Genomic DNA, 19,350 nt, shown 5'->3' on the forward strand with positions numbered 1-19,350 from the left:
CAGCGGTCGGCTACTGGACGATGACCCAGCCGCCGCCCTCGCGCACCAGGTCGAAGGCGAAGCTCTGCTCGGCACCGCCGTCGGTGAAGGTGCCCGCGACCCGGGCGACCGCTGCGTCCCCGGTGCCCTCGACCTCGGTGGCGGTCACCGTGAGCCCCCCGAGCCGCTCGGCGCCGAAGAGCGCCGACTGCCGGCACGGGGCCTGGCCCATCTCGGCGCGGTCGGCGGCGCTGAAGGTGGCGAGGTACGCCGGGCAGTCGCCCTCGCGGAGCGCCTCGAAGTTGGCGCGCACCACCGCGGCCGGGTCGTCGCCGCCGCGGTCGTCGGCCCGCAGCGCCCCGAGCAGCAGGACGGTCGCGCCCGCCACCACCACGAAGACCGCGAGCAGCACCGCGCCGCCCACCACGAGGCGCACCCGGCCACCGGGCGCGAGCGGGTCGGCGTGGGGGTCCGGGTCGGGCACCGGGCCAGGATGCCAGCACGGACCGGCCGGGACGGATCGACGCTGCGGGGCGGGCAGCGGCGGCCCCGGGGCGGTCGGGCCCGCTGTGCGACCATCGACCCGACGCCGGACCACGACGAGCACCGCACGAGGGGAGCGCGCCCGGATGATGCGCCTGCTGGCCGCGGCCCTGCTGGCCGTGCTCGGGCTCGCGCTCACGGCGCAGGTGCAGACGCGCCAGGACGACGACTCGCTCGCCGGCTACCGCGAGCAGGACCTGCTCTCGCTCGTGACCGGCCTCGGCGGCAGCACCGGGCGCACCCAGCGCGACCTCGCCGACCTGCGGACCACCCAGGAGGAGCTGCGCGAGGAGCTCGCGGAGGCCCGGCTCGCGCTCGCCGCCGCCGAGGAGCGCAGCGGACCGCTCTCGGTGCTGGCCGGCACCGCCCCCGCGGCAGGCGCGGGGGTGGTCGTGCGGGTGCTCGACCCGGAGGCCCAGGTGCCCTCCGAGCTGCTCCTCGACCTGGTGCAGGACCTGCGCGCCGCCGGCGCCGAGGCGATCGAGGTCAACGGCCAGGTGCGGCTGGGGGCGGACAGCTGGTTCGCCGGCGAGGCCGGCGGCCTGGTCGTCGACGGCGTCGAGCTGGCACGGCCCTACGTGCTCGAGGTCGTCGGTCGCACCGGGCCGCTGGAGGGCGCGCTGGTCTTCCCGCAGGGCGGGGCCGACCGGATGCGCGAGCGTGGCGCGGTGGTGACGGGCCGGGCGCTCGAGCGCGTCGAGGTCGAGTCGACCCGCGGCCTGGGCCAGCTGCGCCGCGCCGAGCCCGTCGGCCCGACCCTGCCGGGCCTCGCCTCGCAGTCGTCGGGCCCGCAGCCGGAGGGCTCGCCGTGACCCCGTTGCGCGACCGCGTCCCCCGGTTGAGCCCCGAGCTGCGCGAGCGGCTCGAGCTCGACCGGCTCCGCCGCCGCCCCGCGGCCCCCGACGAGCGGCACCCCCTGCGCCAGCAGGTGCAGGCCTACCCCTCCCTCCTCGACCAGGTGCTCGGCTCCGCGCTCGAGCCCGACTACGTCGCCGCCGCCCGCCGGCGCGACGAGCGGGCGCGCGAGGCCGCCACCGGTGCCCCCGCCGACGACGCGGCGACCGGCGGCGGTGCGGAGCGGCGTACGCCGGGGCGCGCGCGCCTCGCCTCCGTGCTGGTCCTCGCCGTCTTCGCCGTGCTGGTCGCCACCGCGGTGCGGGAGACCGCCGCCGACGCCCCGACCGATGCGCTCGTGCGCGAGACGCTCGTGCGCGAGGCGGGCGAGCGGCGCACGGAGCTCGCCGAGCTGCAGAGCCTCGTCGCCGAGACCCGCCGCGACAACGCCGAGCTCTCCTCGGAGCTGCGGCAGGCCCGTGCCCTGCGCAGCGAGGCGGTGGGCGACCTGCGGGCGCTGGCGGCCGCGGCGGGCTTCCAGGCGGTGTCGGGCGAGGGGCTGCGGTGGACCGTCCGCAACGAGCCCGACGAGCTGGGCGGCGACCTGGTCGCGGCCAACGAGCTGGCCTACCTCGTCAACGGGCTGTGGGAGGCCGGCGCCGAGGCGATCGCGGTCAACGGGCAGCGGCTGACCGCACGCAGCGCGATCACCCAGTCGGGGCGCGGCATCAACGTCAACGGCTCCCCGCTGACGGCGCCCTTCGTGGTGTCGGTCGTCGGCGACCCCCGCACGCTCGAGTCGCTCTTCGCCGAGACCCGGTCGGGCTACCTCTGGCTGCTCACCGTCGACACCCTCGGCTTCCCCGTCACCGTCGAGCGCGACGACGAGCTGCTGTTGCCCGCGGCCCGCGAGGGCCTGCTCGCCACCTGCGGCTCCTGCGACCCCGAGGAGCAGGTCGCCCCCGGTGGCCAGACCGACGACTGACGACCCGGCCCTGCGCGGGGCCGACGACACGACGACGAAGGACGAGGAGCACGCGTGCACGGAGTGGTGGAGGAGACCACGCGGCTGACGCCGTCGATGGTGCGGGTGGTGCTGGGCGGCGACGGGCTCGCCGACTTCCGGCCGGCCGACGGCACCGATGCCTACGTCAACCTGGCGTTCGCGCCGGAGGGCGCGCCGTACGGCCCGGTCTTCGACCCGCGCGCGGTGCGCGACGAGCACGGGGCGGCGTGGGCGCCGGCACGCCGGCGCTACAGCGTGCGGGCGTGGGACGAGGCGACCCGGCGACTCACGCTGGACTTCGTGGTGCACGGCGACACCGGCGTGGCCGGGCGGTGGGCGACCCACGCGCAGCCGGGTGACGTGCTGGTGCTGGAGGGCCCGAGCAGCGGCTACCGGCCCGACCCGGACGCCGAGTGGCACCTGATGGTCGGTGACGAGTCCGCGCTGCCCGCGATCGCGGCCTCGCTCGAGGCGGTGCCGGAGGGGCGGCCCGTCGTCGTGCGGCTCGTCTGCGACGACGCCGACCACGAGCTGCCGCTGACGACCCCCGGCGACCTCGACCTGGTGTGGCTGCACCGGGCCGGGGCCGACGACCCGACCTCGCTGCTCGCCGACTCGCTCGCCGCGCTCGAGGCGCCCGCCGGCACGGTGCACGCCTTCGTGCACGGCGAGGCCGACGAGGTGCGCGCGGCGCGCCGGCACCTGCTCGGCGAGCGTGGGCTCGAGCGCGCGCAGATGTCGTGCTCGCCCTACTGGCGCCGCACCCTCACCGACGAGGCGTGGCGCGCGCAGAAGAAGGCCTACGTCGCGCAGATGGAGTCCGACGTGCCCTGAGACGGGCCGGTGACCCCTCGCCGAGGGGTCAGGCGGGTGGCGGGAAGTCGCGCGCCAGGGCGACGACGCGGTCGTTGGCCTCGGCCTCCCCGATGCTCACGCGGGCGCCCTCGCCGGCGAAGGGGCGCACGACGACGCCGCGCTCGTCGGCCGCGGCAGCGAAGTCGAGCGTGCGCTCCCCGAGCTCGAACCACACGAAGTTGCCCTGTGCGTCGGGCACCCGCCACCCGGCCTCGCGCACCCCGGCCAGCACCCGGTCGCGCTCGGCGACCAGGGCGTCGACCCGCTCGAGCAGCTCCGCCTCGGCGGCCAGCGAGGCGATGGCCGCGGCCTGTGCGACGGTCGACACGCCGAAGGGCAGCGACACCGCCCGCAGCGCGCCGGCGACCGGCTCCGGCGCCACCGCGAAGCCGACCCGCAGCGCCGCGAGGCCGTAGGCCTTCGAGAAGGTGCGGGTGACCACGACGTTGTCGTGGCGGGCCTGGGTGGCGACGCCGTCGACGGGGTCGGGCGTGCGCACGAACTCGGCGTACGCCTCGTCGACGACGACCAGCACCCGCTGCGGCACCTGCGCCAGGAAGGCGTCGAGCTCGGCCTGGGTCACCGCCGGGCCCGTGGGGTTGTTGGGCGTGCAGACCAGGACGACCTTGGTGCGCTCGGTGACGGCCGCGGCCATCGCGTCGAGGTCGTGGCGACCGTCCGCGAGCACCGGCACCCTGACCGAGACGGCGCCGGCGGCGGCGATCGCGATCGGGTAGGCCTCGAAGGAGCGCCACGCGTGCACGACCTCGTCGCCCGGGTCGCAGAAGGCGGCGAGCAGCTGGTAGATCAGCGCCACCGACCCGGTGGCGACGCTGAGCCGCTCGACCGGCACGTCGAAGCGGTCGGCGAGCGCGGCGTACAGCGCGGTGCTGCCCATGTCGGGGTAGCGGTTGACCTGCCCCACCGCCGCGACCGCCGCCTCGAGCACGCCGGGGAGCGGGGGGTAGGGGTTCTCGTTGGACGACAGCTTGAAGGTCGTCATCCCCTCGCGCGCCGTCGGCGGTCGGCCGGGCACGTAGGCGGGGATCTGCAGGACGTTCGGGCGTGGCTGAGGGTGGGCCATGGGGCGCAACCTACCGCCGGCGCCACGGGCGCAGCGCCCAGGCGGCGAGCAGCCCGAGCAGCGCGCCGAGAGCGGCCCCGGCCACGTTGTCGACGAGGTCGGTGACGTCGCAGGCGCGGTCGAGCCGCGCCAGCACCAGCTGGGCGGCCTCGATGCCCACCGAGTACGCCGCCAGGGCGGCCACCACGACCGGCACCGTGACGACCACCGACCGGGCGTCGCGCCACCGCGCGAGGGCGAGCACGCCGAGGGCGCCGGACGGCACGAACAGCACGGCGTTGAGGGCGCGCTGCCCACCGGGGAACAGCCAGAAGCCCTCGGGCGCCGGGCCGCCGTAGTCCAGCGAGCAGGCGGTCTGCGCCTCCTCGGCCGGCACCCACCCCGGCGCGCCCTGCGCCGGCACGAGGGTCACCAGCGCGACCACGACGAGCGACCACAGCAGGCCCGCCCACGCCCACCCCGCCACCGGCCCGAGGCGCCGCGCGAGCCCCGCACCGGCGGGCGCGGCCAGCAGCCCGGCGAGCACCGCGCCGAGCAGCATCACGCCCACGCCGCCGAAGGGGACCACGGCGCCACGCTACGAGTGCCGCCCGCCGAGCCGTCCCCCGCCCCCGACCGATCAATTGCTGGGTTGTCGCCCGCTTACTGACTGGTAACCGGGCGACAACTCAGCAATTGACGAGCAGCGGCGCCCGACCCCAACGACGCGGGGGTCGCTCCTAGGGTGGGACCCATGAGGTTCCTGACCTGGCTGCTCACCCACGCGGCCGCGCTGGCGGTCGCGACGTGGCTGCTCGACGGCATCCGCATCGTCGGGCCGCGCTCGGGCACCGCCGAGCTGCAGGAGAAGCTGCTGCCGCTGCTGCTCGTCGCGCTGATCCTCGGCGTGGTGACGGCGGTGGTGAAGCCGGTCGTCACCTTCTTCTCGATCCCCTTCATCGTGCTCACCCTGGGGCTCTTCCTGCTCGTGGTGAACGCCGCGATGCTGCTGCTGACGGGGTGGATCGCGGAGCAGGCGGGCCTCGGCTTCCGCGTCGACGGCTTCCGGACGGCGGTGCTCGGCGCCGTGGTCATCACGCTGACGACCTGGGCCGTCGACGGGCTGGTGGGCCGCCGTGACTGACACCGCCGCCGCGGCCACCCCGGTCTCCCACCCGCTGCCCCCGGCGCCCGCCCCGCGCGCGCCGGGAACCTACCGCGTGGCCCTGGTCTGCCTGGGCAACATCTGCCGCTCGCCGATGGCCGACGTCGTGCTGCAGGAGCGCTTGGCCGACCTCGGCCTCGCGGAGCAGGTGCGGGTCCGCAGCGCCGGCACCGGCGGCTGGCACGTCGGTCGCCCGATGGACGACCGCGCGGCCGCGACGCTGCGCCACCACGGCTACGACCCCGACCGCCACCGCGCGCAACAGGCCGACGCCGCCTGGCTCGACGACGACCTCGTGCTGGCGATGGACGAGACCAACCTCGCCGACCTCCGGGAGCTCGCGGCCGGCCCCGGCGTGCCCGACCCCGCGCGGCTGCGCCTCTTCCGCGACTTCGACCCCGTCGAGCCCGGTGTCGCCGTCGCCGACCCGTACTACGGTGGGGACGACGGCTTCGGGGAGGTGCTGGCGGTGGTGGAGCGCACGTCCGCGGTGCTGGCCGCGGCCATCGGCCGGGCCCTCGGGTCGGCGCCGGAGCACCCGGGGCAGCCGTGACCCGCCAGCCGCTCGTGGCCCGGCACGTCGAGGAGCTCCTCAGTGCGGCCGTCGTCTCGACCGCCCCCGTGGCCGGCGGCGACGTCTGCACCGCCACCCGGCTGCGGCTCTCCGACGGCCGGGTCGCGCTGGCCAAGACCCACCCGCACGCCCCCGAGGGGTTCTTCGAGGCCGAGGCCCGCGGGCTGCGCTGGCTGGCCGAGGCGACCGACCAGGGTGGGGTGCCCGTGCCCGAGCTGCTCGCCGCCGACGCCTCGTGCGTCGTGCTGCGCTGGGTCGAGCCGGGCAAGCCGACGGCCGACGCGGCGCTCGCCTTCGGCGCGGCGCTGGCCGCCACCCACCTGTCGCTGCCCACGGCGGCCGGGGACCCGGCGTACGGCGCGGAGCAGGACGGCTTCGTCGGCCGGCTGCCGCTGCCCAACCGCACCGCCCCCAGCTGGGCGGAGTTCTGGGCCACGCGGCGCGTGCTGCCCTACCTCAAGCTCGCCCGCGACCGCGACGCCGTCACCGCCGACGAGGCCCGCGCGGTCGAGGGGGTGGTGGGCCGGCTCCCCGCGCTGCTGCCCGACGAGCCGCCCGCGCGCCTGCACGGCGACCTGTGGAACGGCAACGTGCTGTGGGGTCACGACGGGGTGAGCGTCGTCGACCCGGCGGCCTACGCCGGTCACCGCGAGGTCGACCTCGCGATGCTGCTGCTCTTCGGCTCGCCCCACCTCGACCGCGTGCTGGAGGGCTACGCCGCCGCGTCGGCCGAGCGCGGCCGGCCCCTCGACGACGCCTGGCGCGACCGCGCGGGCGTGCACCAGCTCTTCCCGCTGCTCGTCCACGCCTGCACCTTCGGCGGCGGCTACGGCGCGCGGGCGGCCGACGTCGCGCGCCGCCTCGCCTGAGGCCCGCGACCGATCTTCAGCGCCTGCTCAGGCGGGGGTGGGATCATGGGACGCGTGAGTGCCGAGACCCGACCCCGCGTCCTGGTCGTCGACGACGACAAGGCGGTGCGCGAGTCGCTGCGCCGCTCGCTGGAGTTCAACGGCTACACGGTGTCCCTGGCCAGCGACGGCGCGGAGGCGCTCGCGGGCATCGGGTCGGGGCCGGGCACCCCCGACCTCGTGGTGATGGACGTGATGATGCCGCGCCTCGACGGGCTCGAGGCCACCCGGGCGCTGCGCCAGGCCGGCCACGACGTGCCGATCCTCGTGCTGACCGCCCGCGACGCGGTGGGCGACCGGGTCGAGGGTCTCGACGCCGGCGCCGACGACTACCTCACCAAGCCCTTCGCTCTGCAGGAGCTGCTGGCGCGCATCCGGGCGCTGCTGCGCCGTGCGGTCCCCCACGACGACGCCGACGAGGTGCTGACCTTCGCCGACCTGTCGATGGACGTCGCCTCGCGCGAGGTGCGCCGCGGCGAGCGCGCGATCGAGCTGACCCGCACCGAGTTCACGTTGCTCGAGATGTTCCTGCGCCGACCGCGCCGGGTGCTCGAGCGGGCGTTCATCCTCGAGGAGGTCTGGGGCTACGACTTCCCCACCACGGCCAACTCCCTCGAGGTCTACGTCGGCTACCTCCGCCGCAAGACCGAGGCCGAGGGCGAGGCGCGGCTGATCCACACCGTGCGCGGCGTCGGCTACGTCCTGAAGGAGGCCTGAGTGCGCGCCGCGGCCGCTCCCCCCTGGTGGGACCCCCGCGGCTGGCGCCACGGCCGCTCGCTCGCGAGCCGCGTCACCCTGCTCACCACCTTCGCGGTCGGCCTCGCGGTCACCGTGGTCGCGCTCGCGGTCTACGTCACCGTGCGGGTGCAGATGCAGTCCACGCTCGACGAGTCGCTGCTCTCCCGCGCCGAGCAGGCCGCCGACAGCCTCGCGCTGTCGCGGCTCTCGGTGCCGTCCTGGGCGCTGGGCGCCGCCGACGTGCGCATCCTCTTCCTCACCTCCGACGGGTCGGCCCGCTCGGCCGACGAGCTGCCGGCCCTGCGCCTCGGCCGCCCGGAGCTCGAGGTGGCGGCCGGGCTCTCGGCCAGCTCGGTGCGCACCGTCGACTCCGGCAACGAGCGCTACCGCGTCGTGGCGGTGCCCTCGGTGCCCGGCGAGGCCCTGGTGATCGCGCAGTCGCTCGCGCCGCAGGAGCTCGTGCTCGCCAAGCTCGGCGTCGTGATGCTGCTGGTCGGCGCGGCGGGCGTGCTCGCCGCCGGCCTCGCCGGCTGGGCCGTGGCCCGCAACGGGCTGAGACCGGTGCGACGGCTCACCACCGCCGCCGAGGAGATCGCGCGCACCGAGCGGCTGGTGCCGCTGCGCGTCGAGGGCGAGGACGAGATCGCCCGGCTGGCCACCGCCTTCAACGAGATGCTCGTCGCCCTCGCCGCGTCGCGCGACCGGCAGCGTCAGCTCGTCGCCGACGCGGGCCACGAGCTGCGCACCCCGCTGACCAGCCTGCGCACCAACATCGACCTGCTGATGCAGGCCGACCGCGCCGACCGCGACGGCTCGGCGCTGCACCTGCCCCCGGAGGCCCGCGACGAGCTGCTCGAGGACGTGCGCGCGCAGGCCGAGGAGCTCACGACCCTGGTCGGCGACCTGGTCGAGCTCGCCCGCGAGGAGGCACCGCGGCAGCACATCGCACCCGTCGACCTCGCCGAGGTGGTCGACCGCGCCGTGGCCCGGGTGCGACGCCGCGCGACCGACAAGGCCTTCGACGTCGAGACCGCCTCGTGGTGGGTCGTCGGCGACGCCGCGTCGCTCGAGCGAGCCGTCACCAACCTCCTCGACAACGCCGCGAAGTGGGGCTCCGAGGGCGGTGTGGTCGACGTGCGCCTGCGCGACGGGCTGCTCGTCGTCGACGACGACGGCCCCGGCATCGCCGAGGCCGACCGGCCCCACGTCTTCGAGCGCTTCTGGCGCTCCCCCGAGGCCCGCGCGCTCCCCGGCTCCGGGCTCGGCCTCGCCATCGTCGGGCAGATCGTCGCCCGCCACGCCGGCACCGTCGAGGTCTCCGCCTCCCCGTCGGGCGGGGCTCGGCTGGCCGTCCAGCTGCCCGGCACCGCCGTCGCCCCCGCCGAGGCCGACGAGCCGGGCGGCCCGGCCCCGACGGCACCTGCCGCCGACCCGCGGGCCGACGGCGGCCGCGAGCCCGAGGGCGCGGAGGCCCCTCGGGGCCAGGACGTCGACGGGGCCGCGCAGCCCGCCGTACGCCGTCGGCTGGCCTCGGCGCGCCGGCAGGGCGCCGACCGCTCCTAGCGGTCGAGGCTCCGCGGGCCTAGGTTGCGGTCATGACGACCCTCGTGCTCGCACCGCTGGCCGCCGTGGTGCTGGCGGTGCTGGCCCTGCTCGTGCTCTACGCGGTCGTCCGGGTGGCCGTGCACCACGGCGTCCGCGACGCCGACCGCAGCCGGGAGCGGGACGCGCTCGGCCGCGACGACGGCGCCGCCCTGCGGGCCTCGATCGCGCGGGCGCAGCGCCGCGTGCCCGACGACCCGCTGGCCTGACCTCCCGGCCGCGTCGGCACCGCCCGGACGCGCCCGGGCGCGTCGTGACGGTGCCACCGGCAGCGTCGACCGGCTCAGCCGAGCACCCCGAGCAGCCGCTCGGCCTTCCAGCGCGTCTCGGCCCACTCGTCCTCGACGGTCGAGCGCACCGTGACCCCGCCACCCGTGCCCACCTCCCACGCGCCGTCGCCGGCCGTGACCAGGGAGCGGATGACGACGCCGAGGTCGGCGCGACCGTCGGCGGAGAGCCAGCCGAAGGCCCCGGCGTACACCCCGCGGGCGTCGGCCTCGACCGCCTCGACCACCTGCATCGTGCGCAGCTTGGGCGCGCCGGTCATGGAGCCGGCGGGGAAGAGCGCTCGCAGCGCCGCGACGGTCGAGACGTCGTCGCGCAGCCGGCCGCGGACCGTCGAGACCAGCTGGTGGACGGTCGCGTAGGACTCGCAGGCCATCAGCGCCGGCACCGTCACGCTGCCCGGCTCGCAGACGCCGGCGAGGTCGTGGCGCAGGAGGTCGACGACCATGAGGTTCTCGGCGCGGATCTTGGGGTCGGCCAGCAGGTGGGCACGCGCCGCCTCGTCCTCGGCCCGGCCCGCACCGCGCGGAGTGGTGCCCTTGATCGGCTTGGTCTCGAGCAGCCGCCCGCCCGCCCCGTCGGGGGTCACCAGGGCGTAGCGCTCCGGCGAGCTGCTCAGCAGCCAGACCCGCTGCCCCGCCCCGGGGTCGCCGACGTCGTGCTGCAGCAGACCGGCGTACGGCGCGGGGTTGGCCGCGCGCAGCCGCAGGTAGGCCTCGACCGGGGTGAGCGCCGACCGGGCCCGCAGCCGGTGGGTCAGGTTGACCTCGTAGGTGTTGCCCGCCCGCAGCTCCTCCTGCACCCGCGCGAACCGCTCCGCGTAGTCCGGAGGCGGGGTGCCGGCGGGGGTGCCGGTGGTTGGTGCGGCGGTGAGGCCGGGGGTGCGAGTTCCGCGCAATTGTGTTGAGACACGCCGGGAGCGGCCCGGATCCTCGGCGTGTCGCGGGCCGGATCCGCGCAATTGTGCCGGACTCGCCGGTGACGGGCGCGGCACCCCACCCACCGGAGGCGGGTCCGCGGCCGCCGGGTGCTCGACCATGCGCACGTGGGAGGGCCGCATCCACACCGCGTCGGGCACACGGCCGGGCGCGCCGGCGGGGACGACGGCGGCCGGGAGGTCGGGGCGGCAGGCGTAGCCGAGGTAGCCGAACCACGCGGCGTCGGCCGGGCCGGCGGCGAGCTCGGCCTCCAGCACGGCGAACGGGTCGTCGCCGACCACCTCCGCACGACCGCCCCCGTGGCGCACGACCTCGCGACGCGCCGCGTCGTAGGTCAGCGAGACGTCGTCGGGGTCGCACCACGCAACGACCGAGCGCCGCCCGGACCACGCGCGCGCACCACCGCCGTCGAGCCAGACGCAGCGGGGGTGCTCGGACGCCACCGAGCCGACGAACGCCTCGAGGTCGTCGGGCCGCAGGCTCACGGCGCCGCCTCCGCGTCCACCAGCCGCAACCCGTGCGCGACGATCGACGCGCCGTGCTCGCTGAGCACCGACTCGGGGTGGAACTGCACCCCCTCGAGCGGCAGCGTGCGGTGGCGCACGCCCATGACGGTGCCGTCCTCGGCGCGCGCGGTCACCTCGAGGCAGTCGGGCACCTCGACGGCGGCCAGCGAGTGGTAGCGCACCGCCGCGAAGCCCTGCGGCAGCCCGGTGAAGGCGCCGCGGCCGTCGTGCTCGACGCGGGCGACCTCGCCGTGGGCGGGCTCGACGCGCGCGACCCGACCGCCGTACGCCGTGACGAGGCCCTGCATCCCGAGGCACACGCCCAGCACGGGCACCGTGGCGGCGCGCAGCACCGCGGCGCCGACGGCGAAGTCGGCAGGGTCGTCGGGCCGTCCGGGCCCCGGCGAGAGCAGCACCCGCTCGTGCCGGAGCACGGCCGCGGCGTCGACCTCGTCGTGCTGCACCACGTGGGGCAGCACCCCCGTCACCGACGCGACGAGGTGCACGAGGTTCTGGGTGTAGGAGTCGTGGTGGTCCACGACCACGACGTCGCCGCTCACACCAGCAGCGCCCGGACCAGCTCGTGGATCAGGTCGTGGCCGCGCTCGGTGAGGATCGACTCGGCGTGGAACTGGATGCCGCGGTAGTGCGGGCCCGCCACCAGGTGCACGTCGCCGGTCGCCGGGTCGGTCTCGACGCTCACACCCGCGGGCAGCGCGTCGCCGTCGCCGACCCGGGCGACGAAGGTGTTGTAGAAGCCGACCCGCTCGGTGCGCCCGCCGATCGACACGGGCGACTGCGTGCCCTGGAAGACGATGTCCTTGTAGGCCAGCGGCAGCCCCAGCGTGCGGCACAGCGCCTGGTGCCCGAGGCACACCGCGAGGAAGGGCTGCTCGCGCTCCAGCAGCCGCGCGACCGCGGCGCGCAGCGTCGCCATCTTGGGGTCGTCGTCGTCGCGCGGGTCGCCCGGGCCGGGACCGACCACGACGAGGTCGGCGTCGTCCAGCGCGCCCGGGGCGTAGTCCTCGTGGCGCAGGACCTCGGTGCGCAGCCCGACCACGCCGAGCACGTGGCGCAGCATGTTGACGAAGTCGTCCTCGCCGTCGAGCACCACCGCGCGCTTGCCGACGAGCGCCGGGTCGGGCACGGCGTCGCCCTGGTCGGTGAGCCAGAAGGACGACAGGCGCCGGTTGCGCGCGTGGAGCGCGAGCAGCACGTCCTCGTCGGCGACGAGCTCGGCGAGGTCGACCGACGGCACCGGCGCGGGCGGCACGAGACCGAAGGCCGACAGGATGCCGCCCGCCTTCGCGTGGGTCTCGGCCACCTCGTAGGCCGGGTCGCTGTCGCGCACGAGCGTCGCGCCCGCCGTGACCTTGAGCCGGCCCTCCAGGTCGACATCAGCGGTGCGGATCACGATGGGGCTGTCGACCACCGGGCCGCCCTGCGCGTCGCGCCCGAGCACGGCCAGGGCTGCGCCGTAGTAGCCGCGTCCCTCGGTCTCGTGCTTCGCGATCAGCCGGCAGGCGTTCTCCACGGGCGAGCCGGTGACGGTCGCGGCGAACATCGTGTCGCGCAGCACCTCGCGGGGGTCACGGGTGGTGCGGCCCGCGAGGAGGTACTCGGTGTGCACGAGGCGGCTCATCGGCTTCAGGAACGGCCCGAGCACCTGCCCGCCCTCGGTGCAGATGTCGCACATCATCTTGAGCTCCTCGTCGACCACCATGAAGAGCTCGTAGACCTCCTTCTCGTCGTGCAGGAAGTCGAGCAGCCGCTGCTTGGTGTCGCCGCCCTCCGGGATGCGGAAGGTGCCGGAGATGGGGTTCATCCGCACGTCGCCGCCGTGGATCGACACGTGCCGCTCGGGGCTCGCGCCGACGAGGTAGCGGTCGCCGGTGAAGAACACGTAGGTCCAGTAGGCACCGCGCTCACGCTCGAGCAGCCGCTTCAGCACGGTCAGCGCCGCCGCGTGGCCCCAGCCGTCGAGCTGGGCGCGGTAGTGGCGGGCGACCACGAGGTTGGCGCCCTCCCCCTGCCCGATCTCGTCGTCGATGACGGTGCGCACGAGGTCGGCGTACGCCGCGTCGTCGGTGTCGAAGCCGCCGGTGTCGGCGAAGTCGACCGGCACCTCCTCGATCGCCGCGACGACCTCCGCCACGCTGAACTCCAGCTCGGTCTCGACGTCGACCACGACCAGCGGCGCGCCGTCGTCGTGGGCCTCGAAGCCGCGCTCGCGCACCTGGCGGAAGGGCACCGCCAGCAGCCGGTCGGCGAGGTGGCCGTCGGCCGGCGGGCCCTCCTCGAGCGGCACGTCGAGCAGCGACTCGACCACGCTGCGGCGGCCGCCCACGAGCCCGACGGTGTCCTTGTCGCCCGCGCGGGTCGAGCGGCGGATGACCGCCCACGCCTCGTGCCCCACCAGCGCCTCGAGGGCGGCCCGGGCGTCGCGGCCGCGCTCGGCGGCCTCGCTCCCGGCGGGGCGGGCGGGGGTCTCGGTCATGCCGGGAGCCTACGGGTGCGGGCGCGCCCTCAGCCCACGGTGGTCAGCAGCTGGGTGGCACGCGTGAGCACGACGTAGAGCGTGGCACGGCCGGTGGCCGACTCGTCCTCGATCTCCTGCGGGCGCACGACGACGATGCCGTCGAACTCCAGGCCCTTGGTGTCGAGGCCGGTCAGCACCACCACGCGGTCCTCGCCCGAGGGCGCCACGGCGGAGTCGACCGCCGCGCGGGCCGACGGGGCGTCGCCCGCGACCTCCGGCCACGAGGCCAGCCAGGCGTTGACCTCGGAGCGCCGCGCCACCGGCACGACGATGCCGACGGTGCCCGCGACCTGCGCCGCGACCTCGGCGACCGCCTCGCGGACCGCCGCCTCGAGGTCGGCGTCGCCGACGCCCTCGAGCACCACCGGCTCCACCCCGGTCGAGCGGACGGCGGTCGGGAGGTCGGCGTCGAGGCCGACCCGCTCGGCGTACGCCGCGGCGTGGGCGTAGATCTCGGAGGAGTTGCGGTAGTTGGTCGAGAGGTGGAAGGCGTGCACCACCTTGCCCTCGACCGCCTCGGCGCGGGCCGCCTCCGCCTCCGCGCGCACCGGCCACGACGACTGTGCGGGGTCACCGACGATCGTCCAGGTGGCGGTGCGGCCCCGGCGCCCGACCATGCGCCACTGCATCGGGGTGAGGTCCTGCGCCTCGTCGACCAGCACGTGGGCGAAAGGGTCGTCCTCGAGGCGGTGGGTGGGCGGGGCCCAGGCGCGGCCGGTGGGGGCGAACTCGCGGTCGGAGGCGGTGGTGAGCTCCTGCAGGTCGACGCCGCCCTCGGCCACCGACAGCGTGTCGTCGAGGTCGTGCGCCTCGTCGGTGCGCTGCGGCACGTCGCCGAGGAGGTAGCGCAGCTCGTCGACCAGCGGGACGTCCTCGATGGAGAGCGTGCGCTCGTCGACCTCGCCCGACCACGACTTGCCGAGCAGCCGCTGCTCCTCGGCGCTCAGCACGCCGTCGGCGACGCGGGCGAGCAGCTCGGGGTCGCGCAGCCAGCCGAAGACCTCGAGCGCGGTCAGCGGCGGCCACCACGCGGCGGCGAAGTCGACGAAGCGGCGGTCGGAGAGCAGGTCGTCGTCGAACTGCTCGCGGCCACGCTCGCGACCGCGCTCGCTGCGCACCTGGCGCCACAGCTGGTCGAGCAGCGCGCGCGGCGCGCGGGTCAGCTGCCGGTTGCGCCGGCCCTGGGAGACCAGCTGGCGCCGCACCCGGCCGAGCGTGCCGCGGTCGAGCACGAGCCGGTCGTCGCGCCAGAAGACGGAGAACTCGCGCGGGCTGCCCGGCGCCTGCTGGCGCGCGAGCCGGCGCAGCACCTCGGCCATCCGTGCGGAGCCCTTGACGTCGGCGACCGCGGGCTCGTCGTGGCGGGTGGTGCGCAACCCGTCGACGACCTCGCCGAGCGAGCGCAGCGCGACGGCGGTCTCGCCGAGCGAGGGCAGGACGCGCTCGATGTAGCGCATGAACACGCCGCTCGGCCCGACCACGAGCACGCCGCCGGACTCGTAGCGGCGGCGGTCGGAGTAGAGCAGGAAGGCGACGCGGTGCAGCGCCACGACCGTCTTGCCGGTGCCGGGACCGCCGGAGATCGCGACGACGCCCTTCGCGGGCGCGCGGATCGCGCGGTCCTGCTCGGCCTGGATGGTCGCCACGATCGAGTGCATCGTGCGGTCGCGGGCGCGCGAGAGCTGCGCCATGAGCGCGCCCTCGCCGACGATCGGGAGCTCGCGGCCCTCCGCCAGCTCGTCCTCGTGGGCCTGCGCGTCGAGAAGCTCGTCCTCGACCCCCACGACCCGTCGGCCGGTCGCGCGCAGCACGCGGCGGCGTACGACGCCCGTGGGCTCGGCGGCCGTCGCCTGGTAGAACACCGCGGCCGCGGGCGCCCGCCAGTCGATGAGCAGGGTGTCGCGCTGCTCGTCGCGCAGGCCGATGCGGCCGATGTAGCGCGGGGCGGGGTCGAGCGCGCTGCGCAGGTCGAGCCGACCGAAGACCAGGCCCTCGTGCGCGGCGTCGAGCTGGGCGATCCGCTTCGCGGCCTGGAAGACCATCGCGTCGCGCTCGACGAGGCCGCCCTCGTGGCCCAGGCGGCCGCGGTCGTGGCCCTCCTTCGCCAGCGCCTGCGCGGCCTGCGTCGAGGTGGCGAGCCGGGCGTAGACGGTGTCGACGAAGGCCTGCTCGGCGGCGACCTCGCGGGTCGCGACGTCGCCGCTCACGTCGGTCGTCACCTGGGGGTTCTGCTCGTCGGACACGCTGCTCCGCTCCGTGCTCGGCCCCCGGCCCGTGCGCCGGGAGGCAAGGTCACGACTTTACCGACCGCGACCGGGCAGCGAGCACCGATCCCGCGTCACGCTGGGCGCCGTCCCCCGCCCTGTCCCATCAATTGCTGGGTTGTCGCCCGTCTACTCACGGGTAACCGGGCGACAGCCCAGCAATTGCCGGCGACGGGGGGTCAGCGGTCGCGGGAGAGGAAGGCCGCCATCGCCTCACGGGCCTCCTCGGAGCCGAAGAGGCGGGCGGAGGTGGCCGCGACGTCGTCGGCCTGCGCCTCGAGGCGGGCGAGCAGGTCGCGCGCGAGGAGCGCCTTGGTCTCGCGGATGCCTTGCGGCGCACCGGTGGCGAGCGAGGCGACCAGCGCGGTGGCCTCCTCCTCGAGCCGCTCTCCGGGGACGGCGCGGGTGACGAGCCCCCAGCGCTCGGCCTGGGCAGCGTCGAAGACCTCGCCGCCCAGCGCGGCGAGCGCGGCGCCGCGGGAGGTCATGCGCGGGAGGACCGTGAGCGAGATGACCGCCGGCGCCAGGCCGAGCTTGACCTCGGTCAGCGCGAGGGTGGCGTCCTCCGCGGCGAGCACGACGTCGGCCGCCGCGACCAGCCCGATGCCGCCGGCGCGCACCGGACCGCCCAGCACCACCACGACCGCCTTCGTCGAGGACACGATGCGGCGCTGCAGGTCGACGATGGCGCGGGTGCCCTCCTCCATGCCGCCCTCGCGGGCCTCCGACATGTCGGCGCCCGAGCAGAAGACGCGACCGGAGGAGCGGAGCACGACGACGCGGACGGCCGGGTCGGCCTCCGCCCGCTCCAGCGCCTCGCGCAGCCCGGTGAGCAGGCGGCGCGAGAGGGCGTTGCGGTTGTGCGGCGAGTCGAGGGTGACGGTGGCGACGGTGCCGGGGAGCCCGTCGGGACCCCCCACCTCGTAGCGGACGAGCTCGGCCTCGGGTGCAGTGGAGTCGGTCACGCCGGGCATCCTGCCAGCCGTCGGCGCCCATCCGGAGCGGTGACCGCGACGAACCACGGACATGGCCTCACCCCTGCAGTCCCGCGCCCTCCACGCCCTGGTCGGCGTGCTCGCCACCGTGACCGGCATGGCCGCCGGGCACCTCGTGGCGGCCCTGCTCGACCCGTCGGCCTCCCCCGTGGTCGCGGTCGGATCGGAGGTCATCGACCGCACGCCGACGCCGGTGAAGACCTGGGCGATCGACCAGTTCGGCAACGCCGACAAGCCCATCCTCATCGGCAGCGTCATCGTGGTGACCCTGATCCTGGCCGCCGTCGCCGGCATCCTGGCCCGGCGGCGCCGCGCCGCGGGCACGGTCCTGCTCCTGGTGCTGGTCGGGGCCGCCGGAGCCGCCGCGATGCTGCGCCCCACCGCCACCGTCGTCGACCTGCTGCCCGCGCTGGCCACCGCCGCGGTCGGCGTCGGCGTCTTCTGGCTGCTGCTCGCGCGGATCCCCGCGCGTCGAGCGCCGGACGCCGCGGCCGACGCCGCACCCGCCGCCGACGCCTCGCCCGGCGCCCCGGTGACGAGCGACGCCGGCGCCACCCCCGCCGCGCGCCCCGACGTGATGGTGCCCGGCGGCGCCCGCCGGGCGGAGCGGCCGTCGGCGTCGCGCCGCGGCTTCCTCGTGCTGGCCGGTGCCACCACCGCCGCAGCCGCCGTGATGGCGGGAGCGGGCGAGCTCATCGGCCGGGCGGGTCGCGCGATCAGCGTCGCGCTGCCGCGCCCCGCCCAGCCGATCCCCGCACTGCCCACCGGCCTGGAGGAGCGCTTCGAGGGCATCAGCCCCTTCCAGACCCCGCGCGAGGACTTCTACCGCGTCGACATCAACCTGACCGTGCCGGTCGTCGACGAGTCGACGTGGCGGCTCACGGTCGACGGCGACGTCGAGGAGCCCTACACCCTCAGCTTCGACGAGCTGCTCGAGATGCCGCTGGTCGAGCGCGACATCACGATGACCTGCGTCAGCAACAACGTCGGCGGACCGTACGTCGGCTCCGCTCGGTGGCTGGGCGTCCCGATGCGGGAGATCCTCGCGCGTGCCCGACCCAGCGGCAGCGCCGACGCGGTGCTCTCCACCGCGGTCGACGGCTTCACCATCTCCACCCCGCTCGACGTGCTCACCGACCCGGGCCGCGACGCGCTGGTCGTCGTGGGCATGAACGGCGAGCCGCTGCCTCGCGAGCACGGCTTCCCGGTGCGGATGATCACGCCGGGCATCTACGGCTACGTCGGCGCCACGAAGTGGCTGGAGCGCCTGACGGTCACCCGCTTCGACGAGGTGGAGGCCTACTGGACCGAGCGCGGCTGGGACGTCGAGGCCCCGATCAAGATGTCGAGCCGCATCGACACCCCGCAGTCACTCTCGCGCATCCCCGCGGGCGAGACCGTCATCGGCGGTGTGGCCTGGGCGCAGCCGGTCGGCGTCGCGAAGGTCGAGATCGCCGTCGACGGCGGCGAGTGGCAGGAGTGCGAGCTCGGGCCGGCCGCCGAGACCGACGACAACCCGGGCGACTACTGGCGCCAGTGGTTCCACGTCACCCAGCTCGACGAGGGCCAGCACCGCTTCGTGGTGCGCTGCACCAACGACGACGGCCAGGTGCAGACCGACGTCAAGGCCGACGACTTCCCCAACGGCTCCTCGGGCCTGCACAACATCCTGGTGATCGCCGAGTAGTCCGGACGCCGACCGCCGCGCGCACGGAGCCGCCGTACCCCTCGGGTGCGGCGGCTCCGTCGCGTCCGGCGGTCTCGACACGCGCGCTGCGCCGGGTGACCCGGGCCACAGAAAAACCGGCACATCCACCAATCCAGGCGAACAGCAGACCCGAACTACCGACGTACGTTCCCCCACGACCGGAAGGTTGCACTGACATGAAGCGCACCACGCTCCGCAAGACCAGCGGTCTCGCCGCTGTCGCCCTCTCCCTCTCCATGGGTCTCGCGGCCTGCTCCAGCGAGGAGGAGCCCGCCGACACCGCGTCGGAGGACACCACCTCGGAGGAGACCCCCGCCGAGGAGCCCAGCGAGGACGCCGGCGAGATGGACCCGGCCGCGCAGGTCTTCGGCCCCGCGTGCAGCGCCGTCCCGCAGGACGGCGAGGGCTCGCTGACCGGCATGGTCGACGACCCGGTCGCCACCGCCGCCAGCAACAACCCGCTGCTCTCCACCCTGGTCACCGCGGTCCAGGCCGCCGACCTGGTCGAGACCCTCAACACCGCCCCGGCCCTGACGGTGTTCGCGCCCTACAACGACGCGTTCGCCGCCATCCCCGAGGCCGACCTCAACGCGCTGCTCGAGGACAAGGAGGCCCTGACCAACGTGCTCGGCCACCACGTCCTCGGTGAGCAGGTCGCCCCGGAGAACCTCTCGGGCGAGTTCGAGACCTTCGTGGGCACCACCCTCACCGTCAACGGTGAGGGCGAGGCCGCCACCATCGGCGACGAGGAGGCCGCGATCCTCTGCGGCAACATCCCCACCGCCAACGCGACGGTCTACGTCATCGACACCGTCCTGATGCCCTGATCGGGTTCTCTTCCCCCGATC

At 75.8% G+C, this 19,350-nt stretch carries 19 protein-coding genes; 11 read left to right on the top strand and 8 right to left on the bottom strand.

The window, feature by feature from the left end; genetic code table 11:
* Positions 1-10 precede the first annotated feature (10 nt).
* On the bottom strand, positions 11-463 hold the full coding sequence (locus BJ989_RS01615) for an Rv0361 family membrane protein (protein ID WP_179516724.1): 453 nt from the start codon (positions 461-463) through the stop codon (positions 11-13).
* Positions 464-608: 145 nt separating this feature from the next.
* Between BJ989_RS01615 and BJ989_RS01620 the strand changes: the two genes are divergently transcribed.
* Genes BJ989_RS01620 through BJ989_RS18520 form a run of 3 tightly spaced genes read left to right on the top strand, consistent with a single transcriptional unit; the run spans position 609 to position 3,196 of the window.
* Positions 609-1,334, top strand: coding sequence for a DUF881 domain-containing protein (locus tag BJ989_RS01620; protein WP_179516725.1), 726 nt, complete (start codon positions 609-611; stop codon positions 1,332-1,334).
* A complete protein-coding gene (locus BJ989_RS01625; protein ID WP_179516726.1) occupies positions 1,331-2,341 on the top strand; it encodes a DUF881 domain-containing protein in 1,011 nt (336 codons plus the stop codon). Before BJ989_RS01620 ends, BJ989_RS01625 begins: the two co-directional genes overlap by 4 nt.
* 54 nt (positions 2,342-2,395) lie before the next feature.
* On the top strand, positions 2,396-3,196 hold the full coding sequence (locus BJ989_RS18520; protein WP_179516727.1) for an SIP domain-containing protein: 801 nt from the start codon (positions 2,396-2,398) through the stop codon (positions 3,194-3,196).
* Between the two features lie 28 nt (positions 3,197-3,224).
* Here BJ989_RS18520 and hisC read toward each other — a convergent pair whose 3' ends face one another.
* Complete coding sequence (hisC, locus tag BJ989_RS01635) at positions 3,225-4,301, bottom strand: histidinol-phosphate transaminase (protein WP_179516728.1); 1,077 nt, start codon at positions 4,299-4,301, stop codon at positions 3,225-3,227.
* 10 nt (positions 4,302-4,311) lie between these two features.
* Positions 4,312-4,869: a VanZ family protein gene (locus BJ989_RS01640; RefSeq protein ID WP_179516729.1), complete on the bottom strand. Its 558-nt coding sequence runs from the start codon at positions 4,867-4,869 to the stop codon at positions 4,312-4,314.
* Between the two features lie 165 nt (positions 4,870-5,034).
* Between BJ989_RS01640 and BJ989_RS01645 the strand changes: the two genes are divergently transcribed.
* From BJ989_RS01645 to BJ989_RS01670, 6 genes are read left to right on the top strand one after another with little or no spacing between them, the layout of a single operon-like run.
* The gene (locus BJ989_RS01645) at positions 5,035-5,424 is read left to right on the top strand and encodes a phage holin family protein (RefSeq protein ID WP_179516730.1); all 390 of its coding nucleotides are present in this window, start codon (positions 5,035-5,037) and stop codon (positions 5,422-5,424) included.
* Positions 5,417-5,998, top strand: a complete 582-nt coding sequence (locus BJ989_RS01650; RefSeq protein ID WP_343048996.1) for a low molecular weight protein-tyrosine-phosphatase — start codon at positions 5,417-5,419, stop codon at positions 5,996-5,998. The genes BJ989_RS01645 and BJ989_RS01650 overlap by 8 nt, the downstream gene beginning before the upstream one ends.
* Positions 5,995-6,888, top strand: a complete 894-nt coding sequence (locus tag BJ989_RS01655) for a fructosamine kinase family protein (RefSeq protein WP_179516731.1) — start codon at positions 5,995-5,997, stop codon at positions 6,886-6,888. Before BJ989_RS01650 ends, BJ989_RS01655 begins: the two co-directional genes overlap by 4 nt.
* A 54-nt stretch (positions 6,889-6,942) precedes the next feature.
* Entirely contained in the window at positions 6,943-7,644 is a 702-nt protein-coding gene (locus tag BJ989_RS01660; RefSeq protein ID WP_343048997.1) for a response regulator transcription factor, read from the top strand.
* Positions 7,645-9,228 carry an ATP-binding protein gene (locus BJ989_RS01665; protein WP_179516733.1) on the top strand — a complete coding sequence of 528 codons (1,584 nt, stop codon included), beginning with the start codon at positions 7,645-7,647 and terminating at the stop codon, positions 9,226-9,228.
* Positions 9,229-9,260: 32 nt separating this feature from the next.
* On the top strand, positions 9,261-9,476 hold the full coding sequence (locus BJ989_RS01670; RefSeq protein ID WP_179516734.1) for a hypothetical protein: 216 nt from the start codon (positions 9,261-9,263) through the stop codon (positions 9,474-9,476).
* Between the two features lie 74 nt (positions 9,477-9,550).
* On the opposite strand, the gene BJ989_RS01675 is transcribed toward BJ989_RS01670, so the two are convergent.
* From BJ989_RS01675 to BJ989_RS01695, 5 genes are all read right to left on the bottom strand, one after another.
* Positions 9,551-10,975 (bottom strand): anthranilate synthase component I family protein, encoded by a 1,425-nt coding sequence (locus BJ989_RS01675; protein ID WP_343048998.1) that lies wholly within the window; start codon positions 10,973-10,975, stop codon positions 9,551-9,553.
* Positions 10,972-11,556, bottom strand: coding sequence for a glutamine amidotransferase-related protein (locus BJ989_RS01680; RefSeq protein ID WP_179516735.1), 585 nt, complete (start codon positions 11,554-11,556; stop codon positions 10,972-10,974). The genes BJ989_RS01675 and BJ989_RS01680 overlap by 4 nt, the downstream gene beginning before the upstream one ends.
* Positions 11,553-13,493 (bottom strand): anthranilate synthase family protein, encoded by a 1,941-nt coding sequence (locus tag BJ989_RS01685; protein ID WP_179516736.1) that lies wholly within the window; start codon positions 13,491-13,493, stop codon positions 11,553-11,555. The genes BJ989_RS01680 and BJ989_RS01685 overlap by 4 nt, the downstream gene beginning before the upstream one ends.
* Before the next feature lie 29 nt (positions 13,494-13,522).
* A complete protein-coding gene (locus tag BJ989_RS01690; RefSeq protein ID WP_425489979.1) occupies positions 13,523-15,778 on the bottom strand; it encodes a HelD family protein in 2,256 nt (751 codons plus the stop codon).
* Positions 15,779-15,978: 200 nt separating this feature from the next.
* Entirely contained in the window at positions 15,979-16,764 is a 786-nt protein-coding gene (locus tag BJ989_RS01695) for an enoyl-CoA hydratase-related protein (RefSeq protein ID WP_343048999.1), read from the bottom strand.
* 61 nt (positions 16,765-16,825) lie between these two features.
* Between BJ989_RS01695 and BJ989_RS01700 the strand changes: the two genes are divergently transcribed.
* Together BJ989_RS01700 and BJ989_RS01705 are read left to right on the top strand one after the other, a co-directional pair.
* Complete coding sequence (locus BJ989_RS01700; RefSeq protein ID WP_179516738.1) at positions 16,826-18,481, top strand: molybdopterin-dependent oxidoreductase; 1,656 nt, start codon at positions 16,826-16,828, stop codon at positions 18,479-18,481.
* 197 nt (positions 18,482-18,678) lie between these two features.
* Positions 18,679-19,329 (top strand): fasciclin domain-containing protein, encoded by a 651-nt coding sequence (locus BJ989_RS01705; RefSeq protein WP_179516739.1) that lies wholly within the window; start codon positions 18,679-18,681, stop codon positions 19,327-19,329.
* Positions 19,330-19,350 lie beyond the last annotated feature (21 nt).

It is taken from the genome of Nocardioides perillae (assembly GCF_013409425.1).
Taxonomy (GTDB): domain Bacteria; phylum Actinomycetota; class Actinomycetes; order Propionibacteriales; family Nocardioidaceae; genus Nocardioides; species Nocardioides perillae.